The sequence below is a fragment of the Pseudoclavibacter sp. RFBJ3 genome (assembly GCF_002931375.1).
Lineage (GTDB): Bacteria > Actinomycetota > Actinomycetes > Actinomycetales > Microbacteriaceae > Pseudoclavibacter.
Genome location: NZ_PSXZ01000015.1, coordinates 132,837 through 156,952 on the forward strand (window position 1 = coordinate 132,837; position 24,116 = coordinate 156,952).

Genomic DNA, 24,116 nt, shown 5'->3' on the forward strand with positions numbered 1-24,116 from the left:
TCGGGCTTGTCATCCACAGGGGAAGCGACCGGCTGGGACAAGAACGCGGGGCCGCTTCCGAGTGGAAGCGACCCCGCGTGCATTCAGGCGCGAAGACTACTTAGCTGCGGCCTTGAGCTTCGAGCCAGCCGAGATCTTGACACCCTTCGAGGCGGCGATCTGGATGGCTTCACCCGTCTGAGGGTTGCGGCCGGTGCGCGCGGCACGAGCGGTCTGCTCAACGGAGAGCCAGCCCGGGATCGTGACCTTCGTGCCCTTGGCAACGTTCGAGGCGAGTTCGCTGAAGAGTGCGTCGAGGACGCTTCCAACAACAGCCTGGCTCTGGCCGGTCTCGGTCGCGATCGCGGCAACGAGTTCGGTCTTGTTCACAGTCTTGTCTGCCATATGTCCTCCTTAGGACGCAGCCCCGCCCTTGCGAGTGCAGCATGTTGGGTTCAGAAGTCCTGCAGTTCCGCGGGATTCCGCGGCAGGACCTTCGTCAACCTACCAAAACCAGGGCCTCTCGCTTGCAGATTCGCCTGACACGCCGCGTCTTGCCACGGAATTCACCGGTTCGTGGCCGTTCTGGACCGGATCGATGCCCGTATCGGCGCTTGATGGGCCCAAGTGGTGGCGTCGCCCCAGCAGCGACGGAGACCACTCAGCGCCGCTTGATCTCCGGGAAGTCGTCGTCGCGCCACTCCTCGGCGAGGCGGGTGCCATCGGCCTCGATCTCGCGATTGCGGAGTTCGACGCGACGGATCTTGCCGGACGCCGTCTTCGGCAGCTCGAAGAACTCGAGACGCCGAACCCGCATGTACGGCGGCATGACCGCGCGGGCGTGCCGGAGCACCTCGAGCGCGGTCTGCCGGTTCGACTCCCAGCCAGCCGCGAGCGTCACGTAGGCCTTCGTGATGTTGAGCTTCGTCGCGTCCGGCGCCCCGACGACGCCCGCCTCCGCGACGGCATCGTGCTCCAGGAGGAGGCTCTCAACCTCGAACGGCGACACCTTGAAGTCGGACGACTTGAACACGTCGTCGGTGCGCCCGACGAAGGTGATGCATCCGTTCTCATCGCGCACCGCGACGTCACCGGTGTGGAAGAAGCCGTCGCGCACCGCGTTGTCGGTCGCCGCGGGTGAGCCGAGGTACTCGGTCATGAGGTTCACGGGGCGCTCACCACGCATGTCGAGGCAGATCTCCCCCTCGTCGCCTTCGACGCCCGTCACCGGGTCGAGGAGCACCACGTTCATCCCGGGCAGCGGATGCCCCATGGCACCCGGCTTGATGACATCGCCCGGTGCATTCGCGATGAGGGCGGTCGTCTCGGTCTGGCCGTAGCCGTCGCGGATCTCGAGCCCCCACCAGGCGTGGATGCGCGCGATGACCTCGGGGTTCAGTGGCTCACCGGCTGAGAGCAGCTCCCGCATCGCCCGGGGCTTCGCTGACTTGCCGTGCTGCACCAGGATGCGCCACACCGTCGGCGGGGCACAGAACGAGGTTGCGCCCGCCTTGTCGAGCTGGTCGAGCAGGAGGGCCGCGTCGAAGCGCTGGTAGTTGACGACGAAGACCGTCGCCTCGGCGTTCCAGGGCGCGAAGAAGCTGCTCCATGCGTGCTTGCCCCAGCCCGCCGCACTGATCGCGAGGTGCACGCCGCCCGGCTCGACGCCGATCCAGTACATCGTCGAGAGGTGCCCGACGGGGTAGGAGCGGTGCGAGTGGACCACGATCTTCGGGTGGCTCGTCGTACCGGAGGTGAAGTAGATGAGGGCGGCGTCGTCGCTTGCCGTCCGCTTCTCGATCGGCGCATCCGACGTGTCGTAGATGTCGTTGAAGTCGAGCCACGCCTCCCGCGCGGCCCCCTCCAGGCCAGCACCCACCTGCGCGATGCGGTAGCTGCCGAGGACGTTGTCGAACTTCACCGCGTCGGCCTCCTCGGCGATGACGAGGCGCACCCTGGCACGTTCGACGCGATCGTCGAGGTCGTGCGGGCCGAGCACCACGGACGTGGGGAGGATGACGGCGCCGAGCTTGAGCGCGCCGAGCATCGCCTCCCAGAGCTCGCGGCGATTGCCGAGCATGAGCATGACGACGTCACCGCGGCGGATACCCTGCGCCTCGAGCCAGTTCGCGACCCGGTTGGATCGCCGGCGCAGGTCGTCGAAGCTGTACTTCGCCTCGCTGCCGTCGTCCTCCACGATCCAGAGCGCGGTGCGGTCGTTGCCCTCGGCGATCTGGTCGAACCAGTCGAGCGCCCAGTTGAAGCTGTCTCCGACTTCGGGCCATTCGAACTCCCGGCTCGCGCGCCCGGCGTCTGTGCGGAGGGCGAGCAGCTGGTCACGTGCGCTGCGGAAGGCGTCTGCGCCTCGAACTTCTGACATGCGTGCCATTCTCACGCACCCCGCCGACAAAGACCTTCGCTCTGATAGGGCAGTTTCCGCCCATCCACGCCCCCGAAACGGGAGGAAACTGCCCCATTCGCGTGGCGGACGCAGCGGGAGGTGCCGGGCGCGGCGGGCCGGGGCGGGGCGCGGATAGGGCAGCTTCCTCCCACCCACGAGGCCGAGACGGGAGGAAACCGCCCCACTCACGGACCGGGCGGGGCAGGACGGGGCGGGATAGGGCAGCTTCGCCCCATCCCCGCGCCCGAAACGGGAGGAAACTGCCCCATTCGCGGACCCGACACCGCGGAGGCGCGAGAGCGGCCGGGATAGGCCAGCTTCGCCCCATCCCCGCGCCCGAAACGGGAGGAAACTGCCCCATTCGCGGACCCGACGCGGCGGGAGCACGGACCGCGGGAGGCGCGGCGCGGCGGGGCGCGGCGCGGCGGGGCGCGGCGCGGCGGGGCGCGGCGCGGATAGGGCAGCTTCCTCCCATCCACGCCCCCAGGACGGGAGGAAACTGCCCCACTCACGGACCGGGCGGGGCAGGACGGGCCGGGATAGGGCAGCTTCGCCCCATCCCCGCGCCCGAAACGGGAGGAAACCGCCCTACTCGCGGACCCGCGGACCCGCGGACCGGATGAGGCGGCGGGGTGGCGGGGCTCAGCTTGGCGGGAGGTAGTCGAGCAGCTCGCCCGGCTTGCACTCGAGGACCGCGCAGAGCCTCGCGAGCGTCTCGAAGCGCACCGCCTTGGCGCGGTTGTTCTTGAGGACTGACAGATTGACCACGCTGATCCCCACACGTTCCGAGAGCTCCACGAGCGTGATCCCGCGCCTCGCCATGATCTCCCCGAGGTGGCACACGATGTGGTTCGGCTCCTCGAAGGGGTCCGGCACCATCAGACGAGCCCTTCCTGGTCCTGCTGCAGGCGAGCGCCGCGGCGCATGATGAGGTTCACGACGAGCACGATCACGAGGATGAGCAGGAACGTCCACGTCTGGTCGAGGACCGTCGGCTCCGGGGCGTCTCGTCCGTCCCAGCCGAGCTTCGCAATCGTCCAGTTCGTACCAAGGAGTTCGAAGAACCCCGGTGCGGCGAGGGCCGCGATGACGAGCCCCGACGACCAGTCGAGGAGGCGGATGCTCTTGCCGCCGAAGAAGTCGCCCTTCGCGAGGTTCCTGGCGAAGAGGAGGAGCATCCACACGGCGGCGAGGCTCAGGAGCGCACCGATGACCTGGCCGATGAGCAGCAGCACGAGGGCGCCGGTGGGGATGAGGTCGCTCGCGACGAGGATCGTCGAGGCCCCGTCAAGCGGGACGTCGGCACCGACAGGAGTGGGGAGCGAAACGGCCGCCCCCTCGAACGATGCGTTGACGCGCACCTGGCCGTCGATGAGGAAGCCGATGACGTTCTCGAGCGGCTTGAGGACGACGAGTCCGGCGGCGGCGATGCCGAGCGGCCACAGGTAGCCGAGTTCCTTCGCTTCGCGGTCCGAACCTGTTGCGTTCTGTCGTGCGTTCATGATCTTCCTCCATATCGTTTCTCGATATGCATAACGATAAACGATATGGCTGGATGCGCAACCCCGGACTCATAGCTCGTTTCGGGATGCCCTCCACGCTTCCGGATGCATTGCAACCCATCCGGAGGCGCGCAAGCCATCCCGAGAGCGAGAGTGCGCCGGAGGTACGCGGCGCGCCGGAGGTACGCGGCGCGCCGGAGGTACGCGGCGCGCCGGAGGTACGCGGCGCGCCGGAGGGCTGCGTGAGCCCGACAGGGAACGTGCGTGAGCCCGCGAGGGGTCGCAAGTGGCGGGAGGGGGCCCGAGAGTTGCCCAGGCCAGGATGCGAGAGCCCCGGGCACGAGACCGAAAAACGCGACCGGGCCGCCGTTCCGCACCCCCGCACGCACGCACCCCCGCCGTTCCGCGCCCAAGCACGCAAAACCAGCACTCACGGAACTCCAGCGACCCGATCCCCCGCACGCACGAAACCCCCGAGCGAAGACGCTCGGGGGTTTCGGAAAGCACTACGCCATTGCTGGCGGGCCGGTGGTTACCAGCTCGACTTCGTGATTCCTGGCAGCTCGCCACGGTGTGCCATGTCGCGGAAGCGGACACGCGAGATGCCGAACTTCGAGACGTGGCCGCGGGGGCGTCCGTCGATGCTGTCGCGGTTGCGAACGCGGACCGGCGAAGCGTTGCGGGGAAGCTTCTGGAGGCCGACGCGAGCTGCCTCGCGCGACTCGTCGGTGCCGTTCGGGTCGACAAGCGCCTTCTTCAGCTCTGCGCGGCGTTCCGCGTAGCGCTCGACGATGACCTTGCGCTGCTCGTTCTTGGCGATCTTGCTCTTCTTGGCCATGTTTAGCGCTCCTCTCGGAATTCGACGTGCTTGCGGATGACCGGGTCGTACTTCTTCAGCACGAGGCGGTCAGGCGTGTTGCGACGGTTCTTCTTCGTCACGTAGGTGTAGCCCGTTCCAGCGGTGGAGCGAAGCTTGATGATCGGACGTACGTCCTGGCTCTTCTTCGCCATTAGAACTTGACTCCCTTCGCACGAAGCTCAGCGACGACGGACTCGATGCCGCGTGCGTCGATGACCTTGATGCCCTTAGCCGAAAGCGTCAGCGTGATCGTGCGCTTCATGGAAGGCACGAAGTACTTCTTCTTCTGGATGTTCGGGTCGAACCGACGGTTGGTCCGTCGGTGCGAGTGCGAGATGTTGTGACCGAATCCGGGAACCGCCCCGGTCACCTGGCACACTGCTGCCATTGTTTCCTCCGTAGATACCGCGGGAACCAGAAGGCCCCGCCCAAGATCTCTTGTCTGCGTCGATGGCGGTTGCACACCAACACGGTCGCGCCAGAGGGGAACCCCGGCGCACCAAGGGTCGAGCTTAGGCGACACGCCCGGGGAAGCGCAAGCCTGCATCAGGAGAAGCGCTGCGACGGGATGCAAGACTCGAGCATGGTCTCCTCCCCCGGCTTCTCCCCTCCCTGCGGCCCGATCACCGGCTGGACGGAGGACTGGCCCGGTGGCCGGCAGATCGTGCGGGCAACGGGCATCCGCTACGCGAGGGCCGACAGGTTCGGGGCCCCGCGGCCAGAACCCGACCACGGCGAGACCTTCGCTGCGACGAGCTGGGCGCCCGCGTGCCCGCAGGCGCCCATGCCCGTGCTCGAGGAGGTGCTGGGGAGCGGCATCGACGAGCTCGGCGTCGACGAGGACTGCCAGCGGCTGTCGATCACGCTGCCCGATGATGTGGGGCCCGGGGAGCAGCTGCCCGTGATGGTGTGGATCCACGGCGGCTCGTATGTCTCTGCCGCCGGCGACGCTGCGGCGATGGACCCGGCACCGATCGTCGCCGAGCAGCGTGTGGTCGCCGTCAACGTCACGTTCCGACTCGGCCTGTTCGGGTTCCTCGGGGGCACGGATGCGCGCCCCGCGAACCTGGGGCTGCTCGACATCCTCGAGGCGTTCCGCTGGGTGCAGCGCAACATCGCGGCGTTCGGCGGCGATCCGCGTCAGGTGACCGCCTACGGGCAGTCGGCCGGCGCGCACGCGATCGTGCAGCTGATGGCACTGCCGGAGGCGGCGAGCCTGTTCCGGCGGGCCATCATCCAGAGCGCGCCCCTCAACGTGGCGGGCGGGCGGGAGGAGATGCAGGGCAGGATGCTCGACGCGACGGACGACCTCACGACCGCGAGCCCTGTCAGCGAGGTGGTGCGGGCGCAAGCAGCCGCGCTGCGTGCCTCGTCCGCGTACGGATTGCAGGGGGCGATGTCGTTCAGCCCGCAGCACGGTCAGCATCCGCTGCCCGACGATGCCGGCGTGCTCGCCGGGCGGGACGCGAACGCTGCGGCGATCGACCTGCTCATCGGCTTCACCGCGGAGGAGGCACTCCTCTTCGTGCCGCGCATCCCGGCCACCAAGCGCCTGAGCGAGCTGCCGATCGTCGGGAAGCCGCTCACGAGGGCCGTCGTCGCTGCGCTCACGTGGCTCGTCTACCGACGCGACGCGGCGACGTTCGCGAAGCGGCACGTGCGCGCAGGCGGCCGAGCATCGACGTACGTCGTGAGCTGGAAGGCGCCGCACAACGTGTGGGGTGCCTGCCACATGATCGAGCTGCCGCTGCTGTTCGGCAGCGAGAAGACGTGGCATCGGGCACCGCTCGTGCGCGGCGCGAGCTGGGCGGAGATCGATCGCGAGGGCAAGCGGCTGCGCGCCGTCTGGGGCGACTTCGCCCGCGGAACCCTGCCGACCGGCACCGACAGCATTCCCGGGGTTGCGACCTTCCGGCGCCTCGCGACCCGCGGGCGCTGACCGCAGCCCACGGGGCGCGCACCGTTAGGAGAGGAAGGCCAGGGCCACGGGGGCGATGACCAGCGCTGGCAGCAGGTCGCCGACGGGGATCGGCTTCAGGGGGACCAGGCGGACGCCGAGCGCGATCAGGATGAGGCCACCCACCGCCGAAAGCCCGTCGATCTGGGCGTCGCTGAAGACGTCGCCCGCGAGGAATCCCACGAGCGTGAACGCGCCTTGCAGGATCGCGACCGGGATGGCGGCGAAGAGCACGCCCTTCCCGAAGGTCGAGGCGAAGGCCATCGCAGCGAAGCCGTCGAGCACGGCCTTCACGTAGAGCTGGTCGGCGCCGAGTCCCAGACCGTCGGAGATGGATCCGAGGATGGAGAGCGGACCGACGCAGAAGAGCAGCGTCGCAGTCACCATCCCGTCGACGAAGCGACCGTCGCCGTTCGCGTCCGAGGTGAGGCGGCGTCGCACCCAGCCGGCGACGCCTTCGAGCCGGTCCTCGATGCGCAGCCAGGAGCCGAAGAGCGCGCCGAACACGAGCGACAGCAGGATGACGATCATCGCGAACGGACCAGCCGCGTCCGCGAGCGCCTGAGAGCCCATGTCGGCGACGCTCATCCCTCCGAGGACGATCACGAACAGCCCGAGGACGGCGGTGACGGTCGCCTTCGTCCGGTCCTTGAGGCGGTCGCCGAGGAGGATGCCGAGCAGGCCGCCGACGAGGATGAGTGCGACGTTCAAGAGCGTCCCGGACCCGATGATCACGGTCCGATTATCGCGATGCCGTGCGCCGTTTCCGAATCGCGAGCCCCTTGACCCAGCTGGAGCGGCTGCCGCTGTGCGGAAAGTGATCCAGCGAAAGAGGAATATTCCTCAACAGATCGAAGAATATTTGTTAACTCCCGCTGGGCTCACTCGCTGTTGAGAATCCTGACAGACTCGGCGTCGGGGCCTCGACGCCGACGCATCGACGGGGGGTTCGCGAATTCGGGGGGATTCTCATGACCGATGCGGCTTCAGATCGTCGCGCCGTGCTGCACGCCGGAGCGTGGGGCGTCCCGGTGCTCGCCGTCGCGGCGGCGGCGCCGCAAGCGGCGGCAAGTGCCGGCACCGGTGGCGGCTGCAACGACTTCAGCACGGGAGTGTGCAACGTCGATTTCGCGTTCGTCACCGACCCGCCTGGCATCAACGAGATCGGCATTCGGAATCTCACCGACGTTGGACAACGCGTCGAGCTGCGGCACTACTCGTCAAGCGAGCCGGTCACCTTCACCGTCAGGGACACGTTCGGCGAGCTCACGGAGTTCACTCCGTTCCTGCCGGAGACGGCATCGTGGAGCCATGCCTTCGCCAGTGGTGCGTGCGTCAGCTTCGAGACGATCGCCATCGAGACCGGTATCGGCCTGTACACGCTGGATCTTCCGCCGGGAGCAGAGCTCATCCTCGGCGGCAGCATCGACATGCCCTCCAACGCACCGTTGTGCCTGTACACCGGGAAGGTCTGGTTGCGGGGCGACGACCCGTTCACCTGTGTCGCCAATTACTGGCTGCAGTGCACTGCGGAAGACGACGTCTGATCCAGGGAGAGGGGACTTCTGCCCTTCAGCTTGCCGGTGGGCGCTCCTATGGCGGGCTTCACTGCGACGGTGCGGCCCGTCGGGACGGTCTGAGTCAGCTGACACCTGGGCGGATCGCTGCGTCCAGGGTCATGGCCCGGGCTCGATCACCGAGAACACGTAGTAGGTGTGGCCGGGCGCCGAGACCTCGACGACCCTCCCGCCCGGGATGTCGCGTGGCTCGCCCGTCACAACCGTCGGATGCTCGGCTCGCCACGCAGCCACGTCGTCGACGAAGTACATGGGGCCCGCTGCGCCCCAACCGGGCTCGTCGTCGAGCATCAGCTCGATCTCGAGCTCCGGCATCTGCAGCGACACCGTGTGCTCGCCCTCGCGCCACGCCTCCTCCCAGCCGAGGTCGAGGTAGTGCTGCACGGCGGCTTCGAGGTCGTCGACGGGTTGGAACTGGAACGTCAGGATCACGGTGCTCTCCCCGGTGGGCGTGCTGGCTCGGTGCTCCGAATGTAGCCCTCGATGCGCGAGGGGCGCCATGCGCCGATTCCGAATCGTGATGCTCGCGATGAGGGTCGATAGGGTTCCGTGACCGGATGCGGGCCGCCGGGTTCGTAGGGTCGGTTCATGCCTTCTCGCCGTCTCACTCCAGCGACGATCGTCTGCGCCGCGCTCGCGGTGCTGCTCGTCGGATGCGCGCCCGCGGACGCCCCGAGCGTCGTGGGTTCCGCATCCACCCCGGCGCAGACCGCGAGCGCCAGTGTCGAGTCGGCGCCCTCGGAGACTGCCCCCTCCCAGGCGTCGCTCGAGGGCATCCCGATGCAGGAGATGACCCAGCAGCCGGTGTCCGTGCAGATGACGCAGTGCCTCACGCAGCACGCGAAGTGGATCGACCTTCCCGCGGGCACGACGTCGCCTGACCTGTACACGCGCATCTCGGCGTATGAGCAGGAGCTGCTCTTCCTCCTGCCCGATGCGGTCGGCGGCTTCGACAACGTGGACGTCGCGGCCGACCTCAGCCCGCGCGGCACGGTATCCGTCTTCGTCGTCGGATCCGCGGAGGCCGGCGACGAGGCTGCAGCCGCATGGACGGCGCTGCGCGACGCATCACCGGAAGTGGAGGCCGCCGCGGCCGGCATCGAAGCGGAGGGCGCATCCTTCGCACCGGAGCTCGTCGAGTACTCCTACGCGGAGCTCTGCACGTCGAACCTGGCGATCCTGTCCGTCTGGATGGAGAACGACAAGGGGCTCGTCTCCGCTCGCATGGACGTCGAGCTAAATCGCAACATCCTCGGCATCGAGCCTGAGCTCTTCTCGGACGAGTACCGACAGGAGCTGCTTGCCCTTGGGCCTGCTGGCATCTACGAGTTCGAAGAGGTCCGGTAGTCGCGACCCGGCGGTTGTCTCGCCACGTAGGCGCGGCAGTCCTCCGCGGTCGCCGGGCCGAAGACGCGGACCCACCCGGTGGGGGTCTGGGCGAAGTCCGGCCAGAGCGAGTGCTGCCGGTGCTCGTTCCTGACCACGAACACCTGCTCGCCCGAGTCCTCCCAGGCGCTCACCACGCGCGGAGGGACGTGCAGGAGTGGCGGACGTCGCATCGATCGTGCATTCCGGACCTCGGTTCAGCGTTCACTCGTGCTCCGAGACGGAGCGTGGCACTGTGCCGCAGCGGGGGCTGCGCAGGGGAGCGCGACCGTACGCCCGGAGCCAATGAGTGGGGTGTGAAGTAGGCAGGCGGGCTACCCTCGAGGCGGCCTGCCGATCGCAGCTCTCAGCGCCACCCAGCCGCGCGCTCCCACGCAGCACCCCGCCGCTGCGCCTACTGTGTCCCGCATGACTGCGACAACGCACGAGGGCCTCCTCTTCGGGAATCGCTTCGCGCGCGAGTTCCCCGAGCTCGCCCTTCCCTGGGAGGCCGAACCAGCCCCTGCACCGCGATTGCTGCTCCTCAACGAGGACCTCGCCGGGGAGCTCGGCTTCGAGCCGGCGTTCCTCAGCTCGGAGGACGGCGTCGCGATCCTGCTCGGCACCTCCGTTCCCGAAGGGGCCACCCCGGTCGCGCAGGCCTACGCGGGCCACCAGTTCGGGCAGTACTCGCCGAGCCTCGGCGATGGCCGTGCGCTGCTCCTGGGAGAGGTGACGGATGTGCGCGGACGGCTGCACGACATCCACCTCAAGGGCTCCGGCCGCACCCCGTTCTCTCGCGGCGGCGATGGGCGCGCCGTGCTTGGTCCCATGCTGCGCGAGTACCTCGTGAGCGAGGCGATGCACGCCCTCGGCATCCCGACGACCCGCGCGCTCGCGGTGACCGCGACGGGACGCCACGTCCAGCGCGACGACATCGAGCCTGGCGCGGTGCTCACGAGGGTGGCCAGCAGCCACCTGCGCGTGGGCTCGTTCCAGTACGCGCGGGCCACCGACGACCTGCAGCTGCTGCGTCGCCTCGCCGATCACGCCATCGCCCGGCATTACCCGTCCGTGGCGGGCGCCGAGGCCCCCTATCTCGAGTTCTTCGAGCAGGTGGTGGCCGCACAGGCGAGGCTCGTCGCGCAGTGGATGCTCGTCGGCTTCGTGCACGGGGTCATGAACACGGACAACATGACGATCTCGGGCGAGACGATCGACTACGGGCCGTGCGCGTTCATCGACACGTTCGATCCAGAGGCGGTCTTCAGCTCCATCGATCACCGCGGGCGGTACGCCTTCCGGAACCAGCCGCCGGCCGCTGCCTGGAACCTCGCGAGGTTCGCGGAAGCCCTCCTGCCACTCTTCGCCGAGGACGAGGACGAGGCCATCGCTCTTGCTGAGCGCAGCGTCTCAGCGTTCGGCCCTGCCTACGAGGATGCCTGGAACGCAGGGATGCGGCGCAAGCTCGGCCTGGGCGAGGAGGTCGACTCGGAGGCGAGCGATCGTCTCGTCACCGAGCTGCTCGCGCTGCTGCAGAAGAGCGGGGCCGACTCCACCTCCACCTTCCGTGCGCTCAGCGCGTACGCGCGCGGCGACCGCGCACCCGCTCTCGCCGCGTTCGGTGAGGCTGCCCCCTCGTTCCGCACCTGGGCTCAGGCCTGGCTGGCGCTCGCGCCGAGCGCGGGCGCGATGGATCAGGTCAACCCCGTGTACATCCCCCGCAATCATCTTGTCGAGGAGGCCCTCGCCGCCGCAGACGCCGACGACCTCCAGCCGCTCGCCGATCTCCTCGAGGTCGTGACCAGTCCCTACGACATTCGAGCGGGCCGCGAGCGCTACGCGGCCGGGGCGCCGGCGGACTTCGGCGCCTACCGCACCTTCTGCGGCACCTGAGTCGGGCTGCCCGAGTTCAACCGAACGGCCGATCCGCATGTCGGTGGTGGTTCCTAGACTCGCTGCATGACCGTTCCGCTGCCGAAAGCTCCGCCCCTCGTGGACGAACTGGCCCTCGACGGCGTGGAGACGGCCGGTGGGCTGACGCAGAGCGACCTGCGGTCGGCTGAAGCTCCGGTGGAGAACCGACGCTGGAAGCCGTGGATGCGCGCGGTGACCATCTCGCTCGGCTCGTTCCTCGGCGGGGCGCTCCTGTTCGTGCTCACGCTCGCGGTCCAGGTGGAGGATCCCGCAACGGACTCGGAATCTGGCGCCTTCGTCGGGTTCCTGATCGTCAACGTGGTCGTCGGCCTCGCGGCCTGCATCGCCATCGGCCCGGTTCGCGGGTCGCGCGCCGGAAACCTGTGGATCGTCGCCGTCGGCATGGCGAGCTCGCTCGCTTTCGCGGCCTGGCTCGTCGCCGTCATGCGCCTCGGAGCCAGGCGTTCGCTGCCCATGGATGTCTCGGTCGTCGCGATCGTCGTGGTCGGCGGCATCCTCTGGGACTGGTTCGAATCGAGCATCTCCGGCCGCGCGCCCATGGACGCACCGATCTTCTACATCGTCGTCGTCGCGCTCTCGACGATCATCGCCCTGCTCTTCGGCCGGTCACGGGGCACGCGAGCCGCGCTCATCACGTCGCTGCGGGCCCAGGCCGCCTCGGCTGAGCGCGAACGCGCGGCCCTGGCCCAGAGCCGCGCCTCCGACATCGAGCGCGCACGCGCCGAGGAGCGCGCCGCCATCGCCCGCGACATGCACGACTCCATCTCCCACGACCTCGCGGTCGTCGCCACGCAGGCCGGCGCGCTCGCCTACCGCAGCGATCTGTCACCCGAGCTGGTCAGGGAGACGGCCGCCACGGTTCGCGAGTCCGCTGCGCGAGCGAACACGCAACTCCGGGAGGTGCTGCAGGGCATGCGCGAGCCGAGCGAGACCGGGCGAGACGACACGCCACTCCCTGACCTGGACGGGCTCGCGTCCCTCCTCGTCGACGGCATCCCCGCACACGCGCCGCCTCAGATGACCTGGCTCACCGTCGGGCCAGGAGACCTCTCGAAGCTCTCCGAGGAGCGCATCCGCGCGCTCCACCGCACCCTCTCCGAGCTGTTCGTCAACGCTGGGAAGCACGCACCGGGAGCGGAGGTGCGCGTCGAGCTCGCCGGCGGCGACACCGAGATGGCCATCTCGGTCGCGAACGCCGTCCAGCAGGGGCAGGCTCCCGCGCCGGGCACCGGCTACGGACTCATCGGCGCTCGGGAGCGCATCCACCTCGTGGGCGGCACGCTCGAGGCAGGAACTCGCGCAGACGGCGACTTCGTGGTGGAGGTGAGGCTCCCGTGGTGAACCCCGACAGCATCCGCGTGCTCATCGTCGACGACGAGGCGGGCATCCGTCTCGGCCTGCGCCTGCTCATCGATGGCGCAGAGGGCATTCGTGTCGTCGGCGAGGGCACCAACGGCGAAGAGGCGCTCGCGCTCGCCGCCGAACAGCACGCCGACGTGATCCTCATGGACGTTCGGATGCCCGGGCTCACCGGCATCGACGCCGTCGAGCGACTCACCGCCTCCGGTTCGAGGGCGAAGGTCGTCATGCTCACGGCGTTCGACACCGAGGAGTTCCTCCTGGATGCGCTCCGGGCAGGCGCGGTCTCCTTCCTGCTGAAGGACGCCCCACCCGAGGACATCGTCGGGGCGGTGCTCGACGCCGCGCGAGGCAAGGCCGTCTTCTCGCCGAGCGCCCTCGACCGGCTCGTTCGCGCGGCCGCGAACGGCTCGAAGGATGGCGCTCACCACAGAGGCAGCGGCGGCGGTCAGCGCCCGGCTCGCGACGCACGGGGCGACGAGCTCCTCGCGAGCGTCACGAGCCGAGAGCGGGAGATCGCCCGCTACGTCGCACAGGGCATGACCAACGCGGAGATCGCTGCCGCGCTCTACGTCAGCCAGGCGACGGTCAAGACGCACCTCGCGAGCCTGTTCTCGAAGGTCCACGTCACCAACCGCGTCCAACTCGCGCTGCTCACCCTGGAGTGGGACGCAGCCGGCAGAGTCTGAGCGACCGGCTGGCGGCGCCTGACCGGGGGCTGACCGGCGCCTGACCGTGACGGGTGGCCGCATGCTCCCTGCGTGTACTCTGGGCGGCACCACGGAGATCAAGGGGAGCGCTGCCATGCCGAACATCTCTGCCGCCGAGCGCGACGGCCAGGACGACGGCCAGAGCCCCACCCCGACGGCCGAGCAGAGCCCGGCGCTGCTGCTGAGCATGGCGCTTACCAAGTATGCCGAAGCACGATCCGCGTCGCAGAGCGGGGCACGCCGCTCGCTCGGCATCGGCGAGATGGATGCTCGTGCCCTCGCCTACCTCACGGAGAACCCGGGCGCCAGGCCCAGCGCCCTTCGCGCGCACCTCGGGCTCACGTCCGCCGGTGTCTCCACCCTGTGCGACCGCCTCATCGAGCGGGGCACGATCCATCGCGACATCGACCCGAGCGACCGCCGCGCGAGCCTGCTGACCGTCATCGTCGACCTCGACGCGGAGCCGTGGAATCGCCTCGGCGAATTCGACCGCGACCTCGCCGCGGCCATCGCGGCCGAGGCCGAGCCAGAGACGCTCCTGCGCCTGGCGGAGCTGCTGACACACGCCCTCAGCGTCGGCAACGAATCGAGCGCAGATGCCGGCGCAGACGCCGCCGCACCTGGCCAGAGCTAGGAGGTCGCCTCAGCCGACACGGGAGTGCGCCCGGTCTGCGAGTGGAGTTCGGCGACCAGCACGATCGACTTCGCCTGCAGGAAGGTGCAGAGCGCTGAGACGACCGCGAGCTCCTGCGAGAGCGCGTGCACGTCGGCGGCAGACAGGTGGAGCGTGTGCTCGCGCGGTTCCATGGTGACCGACCAGCGCGGGCTCTCCCGCGTGCCCGGCTGCAGGTAGACGTCAGTGGGCACGTGCGTCAGCTGCACCCGGACGAGGCCGGTGTCGTGCCCTTCATCGCCGTCCTGCACGATGACGTTGACGACCCCGGGCTCGACATAGCCGAGGCCCTCGAACTCGCGAGCCCATGACTCGAGCACTTCCTTGCTGCGATACGGCATCCTGAACCTCCGAACCGGGGTGATCTCTTCCACTCCCCAGCATCCACCATCCGCGGCGTCTTCACCGCCTTCCCGCCTGCCCCTGGCGGAGGCTGGCACACTTTGCCGCGTCGGGGAGCCTTCGAAGGCGCCGACTCTCGGGCCGCCGCCCGCATCGCCTAGGTTGGTCGGGTGTCAGACGAAGCAACCACCCAGCCGGCGCAGGATCCCTCGCATCGACCGATCTTCTCGTTCTCGCGACGCAGCGGCCGCCTCACCGACGGCCAGCAGACGTCGTGGGAGTCGCTCGGCCCGAAGTACCTCGTCGAGGTCGAGCGCGCGGAGCTGGACTTCTCCGTGAGCCCGACCTTCCGGGTCGACCCGGCCGAGCTGTTCGGCCGGGATGCGCCGCTTGTCGTCGAGGTCGGCTCGGGCACCGGTGAAGCGGTTGTGGCGGCGGCCGCCGCGCATCCCGAATGGAACTTCCTGGCGGTCGAGGTGTTCGTGGCGGGTCTCGCGCGCACCCTTCGGCGCGTCGAGGACGCGGGGCTCTCGAACGTGCGACTCGTCGAGGCGAACGCCGTCGAGGTGCTCGAGCACATGCTTCCCGCGGGCAGTGTCGAGGAGCTCTGGATCTTCTTCCCCGACCCGTGGCATAAGGCGAAGCACACGAAGCGTCGGCTGGTGCGCGATGGCTTCGGTGCCGTCGCAGCAAGGTCCCTCCGCGCCGGCGGCCGCATGCGGCTCGCGACGGACTGGGAGGACTACGCGTTCCAGATGCGCGAGGTGCTGGATGCGGCTCCCGAGTTCACGAGCGAGCACCCGGGCAGCTGGGCCCCGCGCTTCGAAGGCAGGACCCTCACGGTGTTCGAGCGGAAGGCCGAGAAGGCCGGGAGGCGCATCCACGACCTCAGCTACGTGACGGCGGGCTAGCTTCCGCCTGAGACGACTCCTCGTCCTCTCGCTTCCCCGATCCGAGCCGGATCGTCGCGGCGAGTCCGAGGGCCAGGAACGCGGCGGCGGTGAACGCTGACGCGCGGGTGCCGTCGGAGAGCGCTGCCTTGGCGTCGTCGGCGAAGTCGGCCGTTGCTGGGTTCTCGCCGAGGCCCGCGATCGCGCCGCCGGCAGAGTCGACGACCGCCGAGACCACCTGATCTCGCTGCTCGGCGGGCACCTGGGCGTCGTCGAGCGAAGCGCCAAGGGAGGCGCCCGTCGTGGTGAACAGGATGGTGCCGAGGATGGCGACGCCGAGCGCCGAGCCCACCTGCCGGGACGTGGACTGCGTGCCGGACCCCTGCCCGGAGAGCTCGACGGGCACATCCTGCAGCACGACACCCGTCAGCTGCGCCGTGGCGAGCCCGACACCGAAGCCGTACACGAACAAGGCGGGGATGAGCCAGCCCCACTGCGCATCCGGGGCGATGATGAACCCCGCCCAGGCAATGCCGACGATCTCCGCGAGGATGCCGACGCGCACGATGACCACCGCGCTCACCTTGCCACTGCTCGCCCCCGCGAAGCCGCTCGCGACGAACGAGCCGGCCGCGAGCGCCAGGAGCACGAACCCGGTCTGCAGTGCATCGAAACCGAGCACGAACTGCAGCCACAGCGGCAGCGACAGGATGATGCCGAACTCCCCGAGGGCGACGACAAGCGCCGCCACGTTGCCGTTGCGGAACGACGAGATGCGGAAGAGGGAGAACTCGAGGAGCGTCGACTCGCCCCGACGGGAACGGGACACGCCTCGCACGATGAAGAGGGCGAGCGCCACGGCCGAGATGGCGAACGCCACCGGCACCGGCGAGATGGGGAGGGGCCACTCGAACGACCCGATCGTGAACGTCTCGTCGACCGCCCACCAGCCGTAGGTGCGCCCCTCGATGAGCCCGAAGACGAGCGCCCCGAACGTGACCACGGAGAGGGCCGCGCCGACGAGGTCGAGGCGCTTCTGCGTCGGCTCCCGCGACTCGTTCACGAAGAGCAGGACGCCGACGACGATGATGATGCCGAGCGGCACGTTGATGCCGAACGCCCACCGCCACGAGAACGCAGTCGTGAGCCAGCCGCCGAGCAGCGGCCCGACGGCCGCCATGCCGCCGATCGTCGACCCCCAGACGGCGAACGCGATGCCCCGCTCCCGGCCGCGGAAGGTCGCGTTGATGATCGACAGCGTGGTCGGCAGGATCATGGCGCCGCCCACACCCTGCACGAGGCGGGCGAGGATCAGCAGCCCGCCGGTCGGCGCGAGCGCGGCAGCCACCGAGGCGAGCGCGAAGATCACGACCCCGATCAGCATCAGCCGCCGTCGCCCGACGCGGTCGGCGAGGCTGCCGAACAGGAGCAGCAGCGACGCGAACACCAGCGTGTACGCCTCCTGCACCCACTGGACCTCGGTCGACGTGATGCCGAGCTCCGTCACGATCGACGGCACGGCGACGTTCACGATCGTCGAGTCGACGATGATGAGCGCGACCGCGACGCTGATGAAGACCAGACCAACCCACCGACGACGCGCTGACTCCGCCATGATGCTCACTTCTTCTGCTGTGGAACGAGGAGGACGAGGTGAGACTACGCCCGCGATTCTGGAACTTTGCTCAATTGTTTAACTACTTTCGAGGCCGAGATGAACGAGGTGATGGTGCCGTTTCATTCCCTCCCTGACCGCTCATGACATCCTCCGGCGCACCATTTGTTGCGTGTCACGAAGCGTCACACCCTGGCCAGACCGATGGTCCAGGCGTAGCCTCGCTCAGTTCGTGAGAAATCTCGCGAGCTGAGAAATCGCATCGGGAGATCTTCCATGTCGGCCAACACCCCAGGCACCCCCACCTCCGAGGTGGCATCCAACGCCACCGGAGCAGAGGACACGCCGCGCCCCAAGAGTCGCGCGCGCAAGCTCCTCACCTCGTTCGGATTCCAGATCCTCGCCGCCCTCGTTCTGGGTGTTGTCCTCGGACTCGTCGCCCGCAACCTCGGCGACGACGCTGAAGGCAACCCGAACGGGCTCGCGGCGACACTCGACACCATCGGCAGCTCGTACGTCACGATCCTGACGGCCGCCGTCGTCCCGCTCATCCTGACCGCCGTCATCTCGAGCATCGCGCAGCTGCGCCTCGTGACGAACGCGGCGAGGCTCGCGGGCCAGACGCTGCTCTGGTTCGGCATCACGGCACTCATCGCCGTGACGATCGGCATCACGCTCGGCGTCACCATCCAGCCGGGCAACCGCGTCGACCAGTCGCAGCTCGAGACGGGCGAGCCCTCCTCCGTCGGCACCTGGTGGAATTTCCTCACCGGCCTCGTGCCGCAGAACTTCCTCGGCATGGGCGTGCGCTCGCGCGTCGACGCCGAGACGGGCGACGTGACCTCGACGATCGCGTTCAACGTGCTGCAGGTCATCGTCATCGCTGTTGTCATCGGCATCGCGGCCCTTCGCCTCGGCAAGCGCGCCGAGCCGTTCCTCGAGTTCACGGCCTCTGCCCTCGCGGTCATCCAGAAGGTCCTGTGGTGGATCATCCGCATCGCCCCACTCGGCACGCTCGGGCTCATCGCGAGCGCCGTCGTCGACTACGGCTGGGAGAAGCTCACGAGCCTCGCCTGGTTCGCGATCGCCATCTACGTGGGCCTCGCCCTCGTGCTGTTCGTCGTGTACCCGATCCTCGTGAAGGCGCACGGCCTCTCGGTCGGCCGCTTCTTCTCCGGCGTGTGGCCGGCCGTGCAGCTCGCGTTCGTGAGCCGCTCGTCCATCGGCACGCTCCCCCTCACGCAGCGCGTCACCGAGCGCAACCTCGGCGTGCCCCGCGAGTACGCATCCTTCGCCGTGCCGTTCGGCGCGACCACGAAGATGGACGGATGCGCCGCGATCTACCCGGCCATCGCCGCGATCTTCGTCGCCCAGTTCTTCGGCATCGAGCTGTCGATCATGCAGTACATCCTCATTGTGGTCGTCTCCGTCGTCGGTTCGGCCGCGACGGCCGGCACGACGGGTGCGACCGTCATGCTCACGCTCACCCTGTCGACGCTCGGCCTGCCCCTCGAGGGCGTCGGCCTGCTGCTCGCCATCGACCCGATCCTCGACATGGGCCGCACCGCGACCAACGTCGCCGGCCAGGCACTCGTGCCGATGATCGTCGCGAAGCGCGAGGGCATCCTCAACGAGAAGCTCTACAACGCGCCCCGCGGCGACGTCGCCTTCTCCGACGAGACCGACGAGGAGGTGGAGGAGACCATCAAGCGCTCCACCGCCTCGACGTCGGACCGCGAGCAGGACGAGTTCGAAGGCGCGACGTTGCAGGACGCGGAACGACGCAGCTAGCAGCGCCGCAACGATCAACGGGCGCTTGCCCTCGGAACCCCCAGCGGGCTTCCGGGAGCGGGCGCCCGTTCTGCGTCTGCGCCGCCAGCCCGCGCAGCGCCGGCGCGCCCCGCCCCACGCCGGCCCGCGCCGCGCCGCCTGCCCGCGCCGCGCCGCCTGCCCGCACCATCCCCCACCGCGCCGCCTGCCCGCACCATCCCGCACCGCCGAGAGCTGACTTGTGGTCGCTTCCAGCAAGTCTTGACGACCACAACTCAGCCCTCGGCCGCCGCGCTCGCATCGAGGCCCGGGATGAGGTCGGGACAGGTTCGGGGTGCGCGGCCTCGGGACAGATTTGGGATGCGCAGACGCGGGATGCGCGAGGCCGGGCCATCCCCACCGCCCAGAGCCGACTTATGGTCGCTTCCAGCGATTCTTGACGACCACAACTCAGCCCTCGGCCGCGGGACTCGCATCGAGGCCCGGGATGAGGTCGGAACAGGTTCTGGATGCGCGGGCTCGGGACACGTTCGGGATGCGCGAGGCCGCACCATCCCCCACCGCCGAGAGCTGACTTATGGTCGCTTCCAGCGATTCTTGACGACCACAACTCAGCCCTCGGCCGCCGCGCTCGCATCGAGGCCCGGGATGAGGTCGGGACAGGTTCGGGGTGCGCGGCCTCGGGACACGTTCGGGATGCGCGCGGCCGGGCCATCCCCCACCGCCCAGAGCCGACTTGTGGTCGCTTCCAGCAAGTCTTGACGACCACAACTCAGCCCTCGGCCGCGGGACTCGCATCGAGGCCCGGGATGAGGTCGGGACAGGTTCGGGATGCGCGGGCTCGGGACACGTTCGGGATGCGCGCGGCCGGGCCGTCCCCCACCGCCCAGAGCCGACTTATGGTCGCTTCCAGCAAGTCTTGACGACCACAATTCAGCCCTCGGCCGCGGGACTCGCATCGAGGGCCGGGATGAGGTCGGGGCAGGCTCGGGGTGCGCGGGGCCGGGCGTGCGATTCTTGCCGCATGCGCGCATCCACCTGGACTCCCCTCGCGATCGTCTACCTCCTTCTCGCCATCGTCGGCGGTGCCGTGACGTGGACCTTCAACGTCATCGCCGGCATGGAGGGCAGCGCCTTCATCGGCGACTACTTCGGCAGCGGTCCCGCCGTCACGTCGATCGTGATCGACGTGCTCGTCGCCGCCACGGTTGGCGTCGTGTTCATCATCGTCGAGGGCCGCCGCCAGGGCATGCGGCGCCTGTGGGTATACATCCTGTGCTTCGGCGTGGCGTTCGCGTTCGCCCTGCCGCTGTTCCTCGCGATGCGGGAACGGCACCTGGCGTCGAGACGCCGCGCACCTGGTCTGCCCGGCCGTGCGGACTTTTCGCAACGGTGATGGGTTTTTACCCATCACCGGTTGCCGAAACCCCGCACGCGCATCCGCAGAACCCGTCACCGTTGCGAGCACCCAGCACGAGGTGACACCTCCCACTGGGACGCAGCCCAGTCGTCACGGGACAGGAGCACGGCTCGTTCCCCCTCGGGCTCCGCAACGTCAAACCGGTGCTCCCGCCCTGGAAAAGCGGCTCATGGCACCGGACCCAGCACCTCTCGTGCGCAGTGCACGGACAGGCCGTCGTGGCGAGTGTCGATGGAGGCCGCACTCGTCGATGGAGGCCATGTTCGCGACATCGCGCCTGGTACCCGCGGTGAGCTGGAGCGCGTCGCGACGGGCGATCTGCGACTCGGTGAGCACAATCACGTCGGCGGCGGCGCGCTCCTCGTCCTCACCCGAGGCGTGCGCAACCTGGACCCTGCCGCCCGCTTCGCGCTGCGGCTCGGCTTCGCGGTGCGGCTCGGCTTCGCGGTAGCGACGGCTGTCCTGGTCGGTGCGGCTTTCGTCATGCTCTCGCAGCGCTTCGAGGTGCTGGACCTCAACACCGGGCCGGCCCCGTGGATCGAAGGCTGGCTGACCAGAGGCGGCACCGCCTCCGTCGTGCACCTGATGCTGATCGTGCTGGTGGCGCTGCTGGTCGCCGGGCGCGACCGAGACACAGTCAGACTGCCGCGCACTGCCCCGCAAGCCAGTCGTGGGCCAGCGCCGGGGCCTCACCCGTGAGCGCGGACACGTCCGGCTGGATGGGCTCTGGCATGACCGCGCCGGTTCGGTCCGTGTAGCGGGAGGTCGTGAGGAGGATCTCTGAGCCGTCGGCGAGCATGAAGCCGTCGACGCCGGTCGCGAGGCCGTTGCTCTTCTCCCCGAAGGTCGTCACGTTGCTCTGCCCGGTGAACGCGGTCAGCACCATCTCAGCAGCGGAGGCCGTGTAGAAATCCTGCAGGACGGCGATCGGCTTGCCGTCGAAGACGTTCGTGTCGATGTCCACTTCCGAGTCGAAGCGCAGCTCGTAACCGTCGTCTGACGTCGCGCTCTCCGTGGTCACGGTGATCGCGCTGCGTGTGCCGTCGCGGTCCACGAATCCCGCGACGTCGTTCGTGTCGAAGAGCGGCGAGACCGCGCCGAGCATCGGGAATGCGCTGCCGCCCCAGTTGCCGCGCAGGTCCACGACGAAGCCGCACGTCTCCGCGTCCGCGAGCGCGGCCAGCCCCTCGACACCGGCGCGCGCATACTCCTCGGCGAGCTGACCGTCGTGCCCGATTGGCGACACGGTGATCGTGACGGTGCGTCCGTCAGTTGCCTTGACCGTCGGCGGGGCGCTCGGTGCTTCCGCGTACAGAGCATCCCGCTCGTCCGCGGGGAGGAACCTCGCGTGCCTTCCTCCGGCGTCGCCGGCAGCTGCCGCGATGAGTTCGTACACCTCCTCGAGGTCTTCCGCCTGCGCGCCCGCCGCGATGAGGGCATCCCGTTCGAGCGACCAATCTCCGCCCGAGTAGAGGCCGTGCTCTTCCAGGATGTGCGCGGCTTCTTCGACGAGCCCGGCCGGGCTCACTGGCGAGGGCGGACTGGGCGTCGGCTCCGGAGCTGCGGAGCACCCGGAGAGCCCCACCGCGAGTGCGGCAACCACGGCAAGCGAGACGCTGGCGCGCAGACTTCGCGTGCCTTGACCTCCGCGGGCGACGCTGCTCATGTTTCCACCCTACGATCTCGTCGATTCGCGTCAGCGGGGCCGCGGCGAGCCACGTATGCCCGGCTTCTCACGACCCCGCTCCTCACCGCGTACGACTCACTGGTCGATGGACGCCATGTTCGCGGCGTCGTGCCTGGCACCCGCGGCCGGCTCGAGCGCATCGAGGCGAGTGATCTGCGACTCGGTGAGCTCAATCGCGTCGGCGGCGGTGTTCTCCTCGACGCGGCTCACGCGGCGTGTACCCGGGATGGGGGCGATGTCGTCGCCGCGCGTGAGGATCCAGGCCAGCGCCGTCTGGGCTGGCGTCGCGCCGATCTCCTCCCCGATCGCACGGACCTCGTCGACGATGCGCAGGTTGCGCTCGAAGTTCTCGCCCGTGAATCGCGGGTTCGACTTGCGCCAGTCGTCGTCCGCGAAATCGGCGACCGAACGGATCTGACCGGTGAGGAGCCCGTGGCCCAGCGGGGAATACGGCACGAATCCGATGCCGAGTTCTCGAAGCAGCGGGAGGATCTCAGCCTCCACGTCACGCGTCCACAGCGAGTACTCGGTCTGCAGCGCGGTGACGGGATGCACGGCGTGCGCCCCCCGGATCGTCTCGGGGGATGCCTCCGATAGCCCGAAATGCAGGACCTTGCCCTCGGCGACCAGCTCGGAGACGGCACCCGCCGTGTCCTCGATGGGAGTGTTCCGGTCGACGCGGTGCTGGTAGTAGAGGTCGATGTGGTCGGTGCCGAGTCGGCGCAACGAGCCTTCGACGGCGGCACGGATGTTCTCTGGGCTGCTATCGACACCCGGCCGCCGCTCGGCGTGGGAGTAGAGACCGAACTTCGTCGCGATCTTGACCTCGTCGCGGCGCCCCTTGATCGCCTCGCCGACGATCTCCTCGCTGAGGAAGGGGCCGTAGATCTCTGCCGTGTCGATGTGGGTCACGCCGAGTTCGAGGGCTCGGTCGATGGTCGCGATCGATTCGGAGTGGTCGAGTGCGCCCTCGCTTGTGTAGGTACCCGCCATGGTCATGGCGCCGAGTCCGATGCGGGAGACCTCGAGGCCTCCGAGAGTGATGTGCTTCATGGAAAGCAGTCAATCCGCATCCATCGACGACAGCGCGGCCCTGATGTGAGGTGCACTGACAGGGCCCCTCTGGGCAGCGAGCTGCGGCGTATGGTCGCTGGCATGGACATCCATGACGACCTGAGCGCGTTCCTCACCTCCCGACGCGCGAAGCTCACGCCGTCGCAGGCGGGGTTGCCCGACTTCGGTGGTCGACGCCGCGTTCCTGGGCTTCGCCGCGAGGAGGTCGCACTGCTCGCGGGGATGAGCGCCGAGTACTACAAGCGACTCGAGCGAGGCAACGCCGGCGGTGTCTCCGAGGCCGTGCTCGACGGCGTGAGCCGTGCCCTGCACCTCGACGAGGCCGAGCATGCGCACCTGCACGAACTGGTGAGGGCGGCCAATGAGGGCACGCGCCCGCAGCGACAGCGCCGCACCAAGAAGCAGCAGCTCAGCGCAGCCATGCAGCAGACCATCGACGCCATGTCGACGGTGCCCGTGTTCATCCAGAACGGCAGACTCGACGCGATCGCGACCAACACGCTCGGTCGTGCGCTGTTCGCCCCGATGTTCGAGGATGCCCGCTCGCCTGTCAACGCGGCCCGGTTCCTCTTTCTCGACGAGCGCTCGCATGACTTCTACCGCGACTGGGAGGGCAACACGCGTCAGATCGTGGCACTCCTCCGATCCGAGGCTGGCCGCTCCCCGCACGACCGCAACCTCAGCAACCTCGTTGGCGAGCTCTCCACTCGCAGCGAGCTCTTCCGCAGGCTCTGGGGAGCTCACGACGTGCGCGAGCACCGCGACGGGCTGAAGCGCGTGCACCACCCCGTCGTAGGCGACCTCGACCTCACCTACCAGAGCATGGATCTCGCCTCTGACCGCGGACTGCTCATGCTCGTGTTCTCCGCGGAGCCGGGGAGCGCATCCCACGAGCGCCTGCAGTTGCTGTCGAACTGGGCGTCGACGCATCCGGATCCCGCGAGCGCGGAGGCTGCGAACCGCGCGCTCTGAACCGGGGGCGCCGAGAGCTATCCGGA

At 68.9% G+C, this 24,116-nt stretch carries 26 protein-coding genes; 12 read left to right on the forward strand and 14 right to left on the reverse strand.

The genetic code is table 11. From position 1 onward, the window contains the following. Positions 1 to 96: 96 nt before the first annotated feature. From C5E07_RS14375 to rpmB, 7 genes are all read right to left on the reverse strand, one after another. Complete coding sequence (locus tag C5E07_RS14375; protein ID WP_068483913.1) at positions 97 to 384, reverse strand: HU family DNA-binding protein; 288 nt, start codon at positions 382 to 384, stop codon at positions 97 to 99. 256 nt (positions 385 to 640) lie between these two features. Continuing rightward, positions 641 to 2,359 (reverse strand): AMP-binding protein, encoded by a 1,719-nt coding sequence (locus tag C5E07_RS14380; protein WP_104244162.1) that lies wholly within the window; start codon positions 2,357 to 2,359, stop codon positions 641 to 643. Positions 2,360 to 3,022: 663 nt separating this feature from the next. After that, a complete protein-coding gene (locus tag C5E07_RS14385; RefSeq protein ID WP_104300165.1) occupies positions 3,023 to 3,259 on the reverse strand; it encodes a helix-turn-helix transcriptional regulator in 237 nt (78 codons plus the stop codon). Next, positions 3,259 to 3,882 (reverse strand): DUF2975 domain-containing protein, encoded by a 624-nt coding sequence (locus tag C5E07_RS14390; RefSeq protein ID WP_104300167.1) that lies wholly within the window; start codon positions 3,880 to 3,882, stop codon positions 3,259 to 3,261. The genes C5E07_RS14385 and C5E07_RS14390 overlap by 1 nt, the downstream gene beginning before the upstream one ends. A 532-nt stretch (positions 3,883 to 4,414) precedes the next feature. Beyond that, positions 4,415 to 4,720: a 30S ribosomal protein S14 gene (rpsN, locus tag C5E07_RS14395; RefSeq protein WP_068483923.1), complete on the reverse strand. Its 306-nt coding sequence runs from the start codon at positions 4,718 to 4,720 to the stop codon at positions 4,415 to 4,417. Between the two features lie 2 nt (positions 4,721 to 4,722). Continuing rightward, complete coding sequence (gene rpmG, locus C5E07_RS14400; RefSeq protein ID WP_068483925.1) at positions 4,723 to 4,893, reverse strand: 50S ribosomal protein L33; 171 nt, start codon at positions 4,891 to 4,893, stop codon at positions 4,723 to 4,725. After that, positions 4,893 to 5,129: a 50S ribosomal protein L28 gene (rpmB, locus tag C5E07_RS14405; RefSeq protein ID WP_068483927.1), complete on the reverse strand. Its 237-nt coding sequence runs from the start codon at positions 5,127 to 5,129 to the stop codon at positions 4,893 to 4,895. Before rpmB ends, rpmG begins: the two co-directional genes overlap by 1 nt. A 195-nt stretch (positions 5,130 to 5,324) precedes the next feature. On the opposite strand from rpmB, the gene C5E07_RS14410 reads away from it, so the two are divergent. Further along, on the forward strand, positions 5,325 to 6,680 hold the full coding sequence (locus tag C5E07_RS14410; RefSeq protein ID WP_104300613.1) for a carboxylesterase family protein: 1,356 nt from the start codon (positions 5,325 to 5,327) through the stop codon (positions 6,678 to 6,680). Between the two features lie 24 nt (positions 6,681 to 6,704). On the opposite strand, the gene C5E07_RS14415 is transcribed toward C5E07_RS14410, so the two are convergent. Beyond that, a complete protein-coding gene (locus C5E07_RS14415) occupies positions 6,705 to 7,433 on the reverse strand; it encodes a DUF554 domain-containing protein (RefSeq protein ID WP_104300169.1) in 729 nt (242 codons plus the stop codon). A 236-nt stretch (positions 7,434 to 7,669) separates the two neighbouring features. Here C5E07_RS14415 and C5E07_RS14420 point away from each other — a divergent pair, with 236 nt between their 5' ends. Further along, a complete protein-coding gene (locus C5E07_RS14420) occupies positions 7,670 to 8,245 on the forward strand; it encodes a hypothetical protein (RefSeq protein WP_104243808.1) in 576 nt (191 codons plus the stop codon). 129 nt (positions 8,246 to 8,374) lie between these two features. On the opposite strand, the gene C5E07_RS14425 is transcribed toward C5E07_RS14420, so the two are convergent. Continuing rightward, positions 8,375 to 8,707 (reverse strand): VOC family protein, encoded by a 333-nt coding sequence (locus C5E07_RS14425; protein WP_104300171.1) that lies wholly within the window; start codon positions 8,705 to 8,707, stop codon positions 8,375 to 8,377. Positions 8,708 to 8,863: 156 nt separating this feature from the next. Here C5E07_RS14425 and C5E07_RS14430 point away from each other — a divergent pair, with 156 nt between their 5' ends. Further along, positions 8,864 to 9,622, forward strand: coding sequence for a hypothetical protein (locus C5E07_RS14430; protein WP_104300173.1), 759 nt, complete (start codon positions 8,864 to 8,866; stop codon positions 9,620 to 9,622). On the opposite strand, the gene C5E07_RS14435 is transcribed toward C5E07_RS14430, so the two are convergent. Next, entirely contained in the window at positions 9,598 to 9,834 is a 237-nt protein-coding gene (locus C5E07_RS14435; protein ID WP_104243814.1) for an MbtH family NRPS accessory protein, read from the reverse strand. The genes C5E07_RS14430 and C5E07_RS14435 overlap by 25 nt on opposite strands. Before the next feature lie 235 nt (positions 9,835 to 10,069). Here C5E07_RS14435 and C5E07_RS14440 point away from each other — a divergent pair, with 235 nt between their 5' ends. The 4 genes from C5E07_RS14440 (at position 10,070) to C5E07_RS14455 (ending at position 14,281) form a co-directional block, all read left to right on the forward strand. Next, the gene (locus C5E07_RS14440) at positions 10,070 to 11,536 is read left to right on the forward strand and encodes a YdiU family protein (RefSeq protein ID WP_104300175.1); all 1,467 of its coding nucleotides are present in this window, start codon (positions 10,070 to 10,072) and stop codon (positions 11,534 to 11,536) included. A 66-nt stretch (positions 11,537 to 11,602) separates the two neighbouring features. After that, entirely contained in the window at positions 11,603 to 12,919 is a 1,317-nt protein-coding gene (locus C5E07_RS14445; protein WP_104300177.1) for a sensor histidine kinase, read from the forward strand. Then, on the forward strand, positions 12,913 to 13,626 hold the full coding sequence (locus tag C5E07_RS14450; RefSeq protein ID WP_104300179.1) for a response regulator transcription factor: 714 nt from the start codon (positions 12,913 to 12,915) through the stop codon (positions 13,624 to 13,626). Before C5E07_RS14445 ends, C5E07_RS14450 begins: the two co-directional genes overlap by 7 nt. 115 nt (positions 13,627 to 13,741) lie before the next feature. After that, positions 13,742 to 14,281, forward strand: a complete 540-nt coding sequence (locus tag C5E07_RS14455) for a MarR family winged helix-turn-helix transcriptional regulator (RefSeq protein ID WP_258063974.1) — start codon at positions 13,742 to 13,744, stop codon at positions 14,279 to 14,281. Here C5E07_RS14455 and C5E07_RS14460 read toward each other — a convergent pair. Further along, positions 14,278 to 14,661 carry a hypothetical protein gene (locus tag C5E07_RS14460; protein WP_104243822.1) on the reverse strand — a complete coding sequence of 128 codons (384 nt, stop codon included), beginning with the start codon at positions 14,659 to 14,661 and terminating at the stop codon, positions 14,278 to 14,280. The genes C5E07_RS14455 and C5E07_RS14460 overlap by 4 nt on opposite strands. A gap of 171 nt (positions 14,662 to 14,832) precedes the next feature. On the opposite strand from C5E07_RS14460, the gene trmB reads away from it, so the two are divergent. Beyond that, positions 14,833 to 15,573 carry a tRNA (guanosine(46)-N7)-methyltransferase TrmB gene (gene trmB, locus C5E07_RS14465; RefSeq protein WP_104300181.1) on the forward strand — a complete coding sequence of 247 codons (741 nt, stop codon included), beginning with the start codon at positions 14,833 to 14,835 and terminating at the stop codon, positions 15,571 to 15,573. Here trmB and C5E07_RS14470 read toward each other — a convergent pair. Continuing rightward, positions 15,551 to 17,167 carry a DHA2 family efflux MFS transporter permease subunit gene (locus C5E07_RS14470; RefSeq protein ID WP_104300184.1) on the reverse strand — a complete coding sequence of 539 codons (1,617 nt, stop codon included), beginning with the start codon at positions 17,165 to 17,167 and terminating at the stop codon, positions 15,551 to 15,553. The genes trmB and C5E07_RS14470 overlap by 23 nt on opposite strands. Positions 17,168 to 17,443: 276 nt before the next feature. Here C5E07_RS14470 and C5E07_RS14475 point away from each other — a divergent pair, with 276 nt between their 5' ends. From C5E07_RS14475 to C5E07_RS14485, 3 genes are all read left to right on the forward strand, one after another. Further along, a complete protein-coding gene (locus C5E07_RS14475) occupies positions 17,444 to 18,958 on the forward strand; it encodes a dicarboxylate/amino acid:cation symporter (RefSeq protein ID WP_104243828.1) in 1,515 nt (504 codons plus the stop codon). Between the two features lie 1,003 nt (positions 18,959 to 19,961). After that, positions 19,962 to 20,333 carry a DUF2834 domain-containing protein gene (locus tag C5E07_RS14480; protein WP_104243830.1) on the forward strand — a complete coding sequence of 124 codons (372 nt, stop codon included), beginning with the start codon at positions 19,962 to 19,964 and terminating at the stop codon, positions 20,331 to 20,333. A gap of 255 nt (positions 20,334 to 20,588) precedes the next feature. Next, a complete protein-coding gene (locus C5E07_RS14485; RefSeq protein ID WP_104300186.1) occupies positions 20,589 to 21,056 on the forward strand; it encodes a hypothetical protein in 468 nt (155 codons plus the stop codon). Here the strand turns inward: C5E07_RS14485 and C5E07_RS14490 are convergent. Both C5E07_RS14490 and C5E07_RS14495 read right to left on the reverse strand, forming a co-directional pair. Next, positions 20,995 to 22,023, reverse strand: a complete 1,029-nt coding sequence (locus C5E07_RS14490; RefSeq protein ID WP_104300188.1) for a S41 family peptidase — start codon at positions 22,021 to 22,023, stop codon at positions 20,995 to 20,997. The two genes, C5E07_RS14485 and C5E07_RS14490, sit on opposite strands and share 62 nt — an antisense overlap. Positions 22,024 to 22,119: 96 nt before the next feature. Continuing rightward, positions 22,120 to 23,097 (reverse strand): aldo/keto reductase, encoded by a 978-nt coding sequence (locus C5E07_RS14495; protein ID WP_104300190.1) that lies wholly within the window; start codon positions 23,095 to 23,097, stop codon positions 22,120 to 22,122. A 102-nt stretch (positions 23,098 to 23,199) separates the two neighbouring features. Between C5E07_RS14495 and C5E07_RS14500 the strand changes: the two genes are divergently transcribed. Continuing rightward, the gene (locus tag C5E07_RS14500; RefSeq protein ID WP_104300617.1) at positions 23,200 to 24,090 is read left to right on the forward strand and encodes a helix-turn-helix transcriptional regulator; all 891 of its coding nucleotides are present in this window, start codon (positions 23,200 to 23,202) and stop codon (positions 24,088 to 24,090) included. The last annotated feature ends 26 nt before the right edge of the window (positions 24,091 to 24,116 follow it).

Excerpts from the sequence above, each read along its gene's own strand:
- C5E07_RS14410 (WP_104300613.1), top strand. The coding sequence starts at position 5,325 with ATGGTCTCCTCCCCCGGCTTCTCCCCTCCCTGCGGCCCGATCACCGGC.
- C5E07_RS14490 (WP_104300188.1), bottom strand. The coding sequence starts at position 22,023 with ATGAGCAGCGTCGCCCGCGGAGGTCAAGGCACGCGAAGTCTGCGCGCC.
- C5E07_RS14500 (WP_104300617.1), top strand. The coding sequence starts at position 23,200 with ATGGACATCCATGACGACCTGAGCGCGTTCCTCACCTCCCGACGCGCG.
- C5E07_RS14495 (WP_104300190.1), bottom strand. The coding sequence starts at position 23,097 with ATGAAGCACATCACTCTCGGAGGCCTCGAGGTCTCCCGCATCGGACTC.
- C5E07_RS14455 (WP_258063974.1), top strand. The coding sequence starts at position 13,742 with ATGCCGAACATCTCTGCCGCCGAGCGCGACGGCCAGGACGACGGCCAG.
- C5E07_RS14435 (WP_104243814.1), bottom strand. The coding sequence starts at position 9,834 with ATGCGACGTCCGCCACTCCTGCACGTCCCTCCGCGCGTGGTGAGCGCC.
- rpmG (WP_068483925.1), bottom strand. The coding sequence starts at position 4,893 with ATGGCGAAGAAGAGCCAGGACGTACGTCCGATCATCAAGCTTCGCTCC.
- C5E07_RS14440 (WP_104300175.1), top strand. The coding sequence starts at position 10,070 with ATGACTGCGACAACGCACGAGGGCCTCCTCTTCGGGAATCGCTTCGCG.
- C5E07_RS14390 (WP_104300167.1), bottom strand. The coding sequence starts at position 3,882 with ATGAACGCACGACAGAACGCAACAGGTTCGGACCGCGAAGCGAAGGAA.
- rpsN (WP_068483923.1), bottom strand. The coding sequence starts at position 4,720 with ATGGCCAAGAAGAGCAAGATCGCCAAGAACGAGCAGCGCAAGGTCATC.
- C5E07_RS14485 (WP_104300186.1), top strand. The coding sequence starts at position 20,589 with ATGGAGGCCGCACTCGTCGATGGAGGCCATGTTCGCGACATCGCGCCT.
- C5E07_RS14430 (WP_104300173.1), top strand. The coding sequence starts at position 8,864 with ATGCCTTCTCGCCGTCTCACTCCAGCGACGATCGTCTGCGCCGCGCTC.
- C5E07_RS14385 (WP_104300165.1), bottom strand. The coding sequence starts at position 3,259 with ATGGTGCCGGACCCCTTCGAGGAGCCGAACCACATCGTGTGCCACCTC.
- C5E07_RS14480 (WP_104243830.1), top strand. The coding sequence starts at position 19,962 with ATGCGCGCATCCACCTGGACTCCCCTCGCGATCGTCTACCTCCTTCTC.
- C5E07_RS14380 (WP_104244162.1), bottom strand. The coding sequence starts at position 2,359 with ATGTCAGAAGTTCGAGGCGCAGACGCCTTCCGCAGCGCACGTGACCAG.
- C5E07_RS14470 (WP_104300184.1), bottom strand. The coding sequence starts at position 17,167 with ATGGCGGAGTCAGCGCGTCGTCGGTGGGTTGGTCTGGTCTTCATCAGC.
- rpmB (WP_068483927.1), bottom strand. The coding sequence starts at position 5,129 with ATGGCAGCAGTGTGCCAGGTGACCGGGGCGGTTCCCGGATTCGGTCAC.
- C5E07_RS14460 (WP_104243822.1), bottom strand. The coding sequence starts at position 14,661 with ATGCCGTATCGCAGCAAGGAAGTGCTCGAGTCATGGGCTCGCGAGTTC.
- C5E07_RS14375 (WP_068483913.1), bottom strand. The coding sequence starts at position 384 with ATGGCAGACAAGACTGTGAACAAGACCGAACTCGTTGCCGCGATCGCG.
- C5E07_RS14475 (WP_104243828.1), top strand. The coding sequence starts at position 17,444 with ATGTCGGCCAACACCCCAGGCACCCCCACCTCCGAGGTGGCATCCAAC.
- C5E07_RS14420 (WP_104243808.1), top strand. The coding sequence starts at position 7,670 with ATGACCGATGCGGCTTCAGATCGTCGCGCCGTGCTGCACGCCGGAGCG.
- C5E07_RS14445 (WP_104300177.1), top strand. The coding sequence starts at position 11,603 with ATGACCGTTCCGCTGCCGAAAGCTCCGCCCCTCGTGGACGAACTGGCC.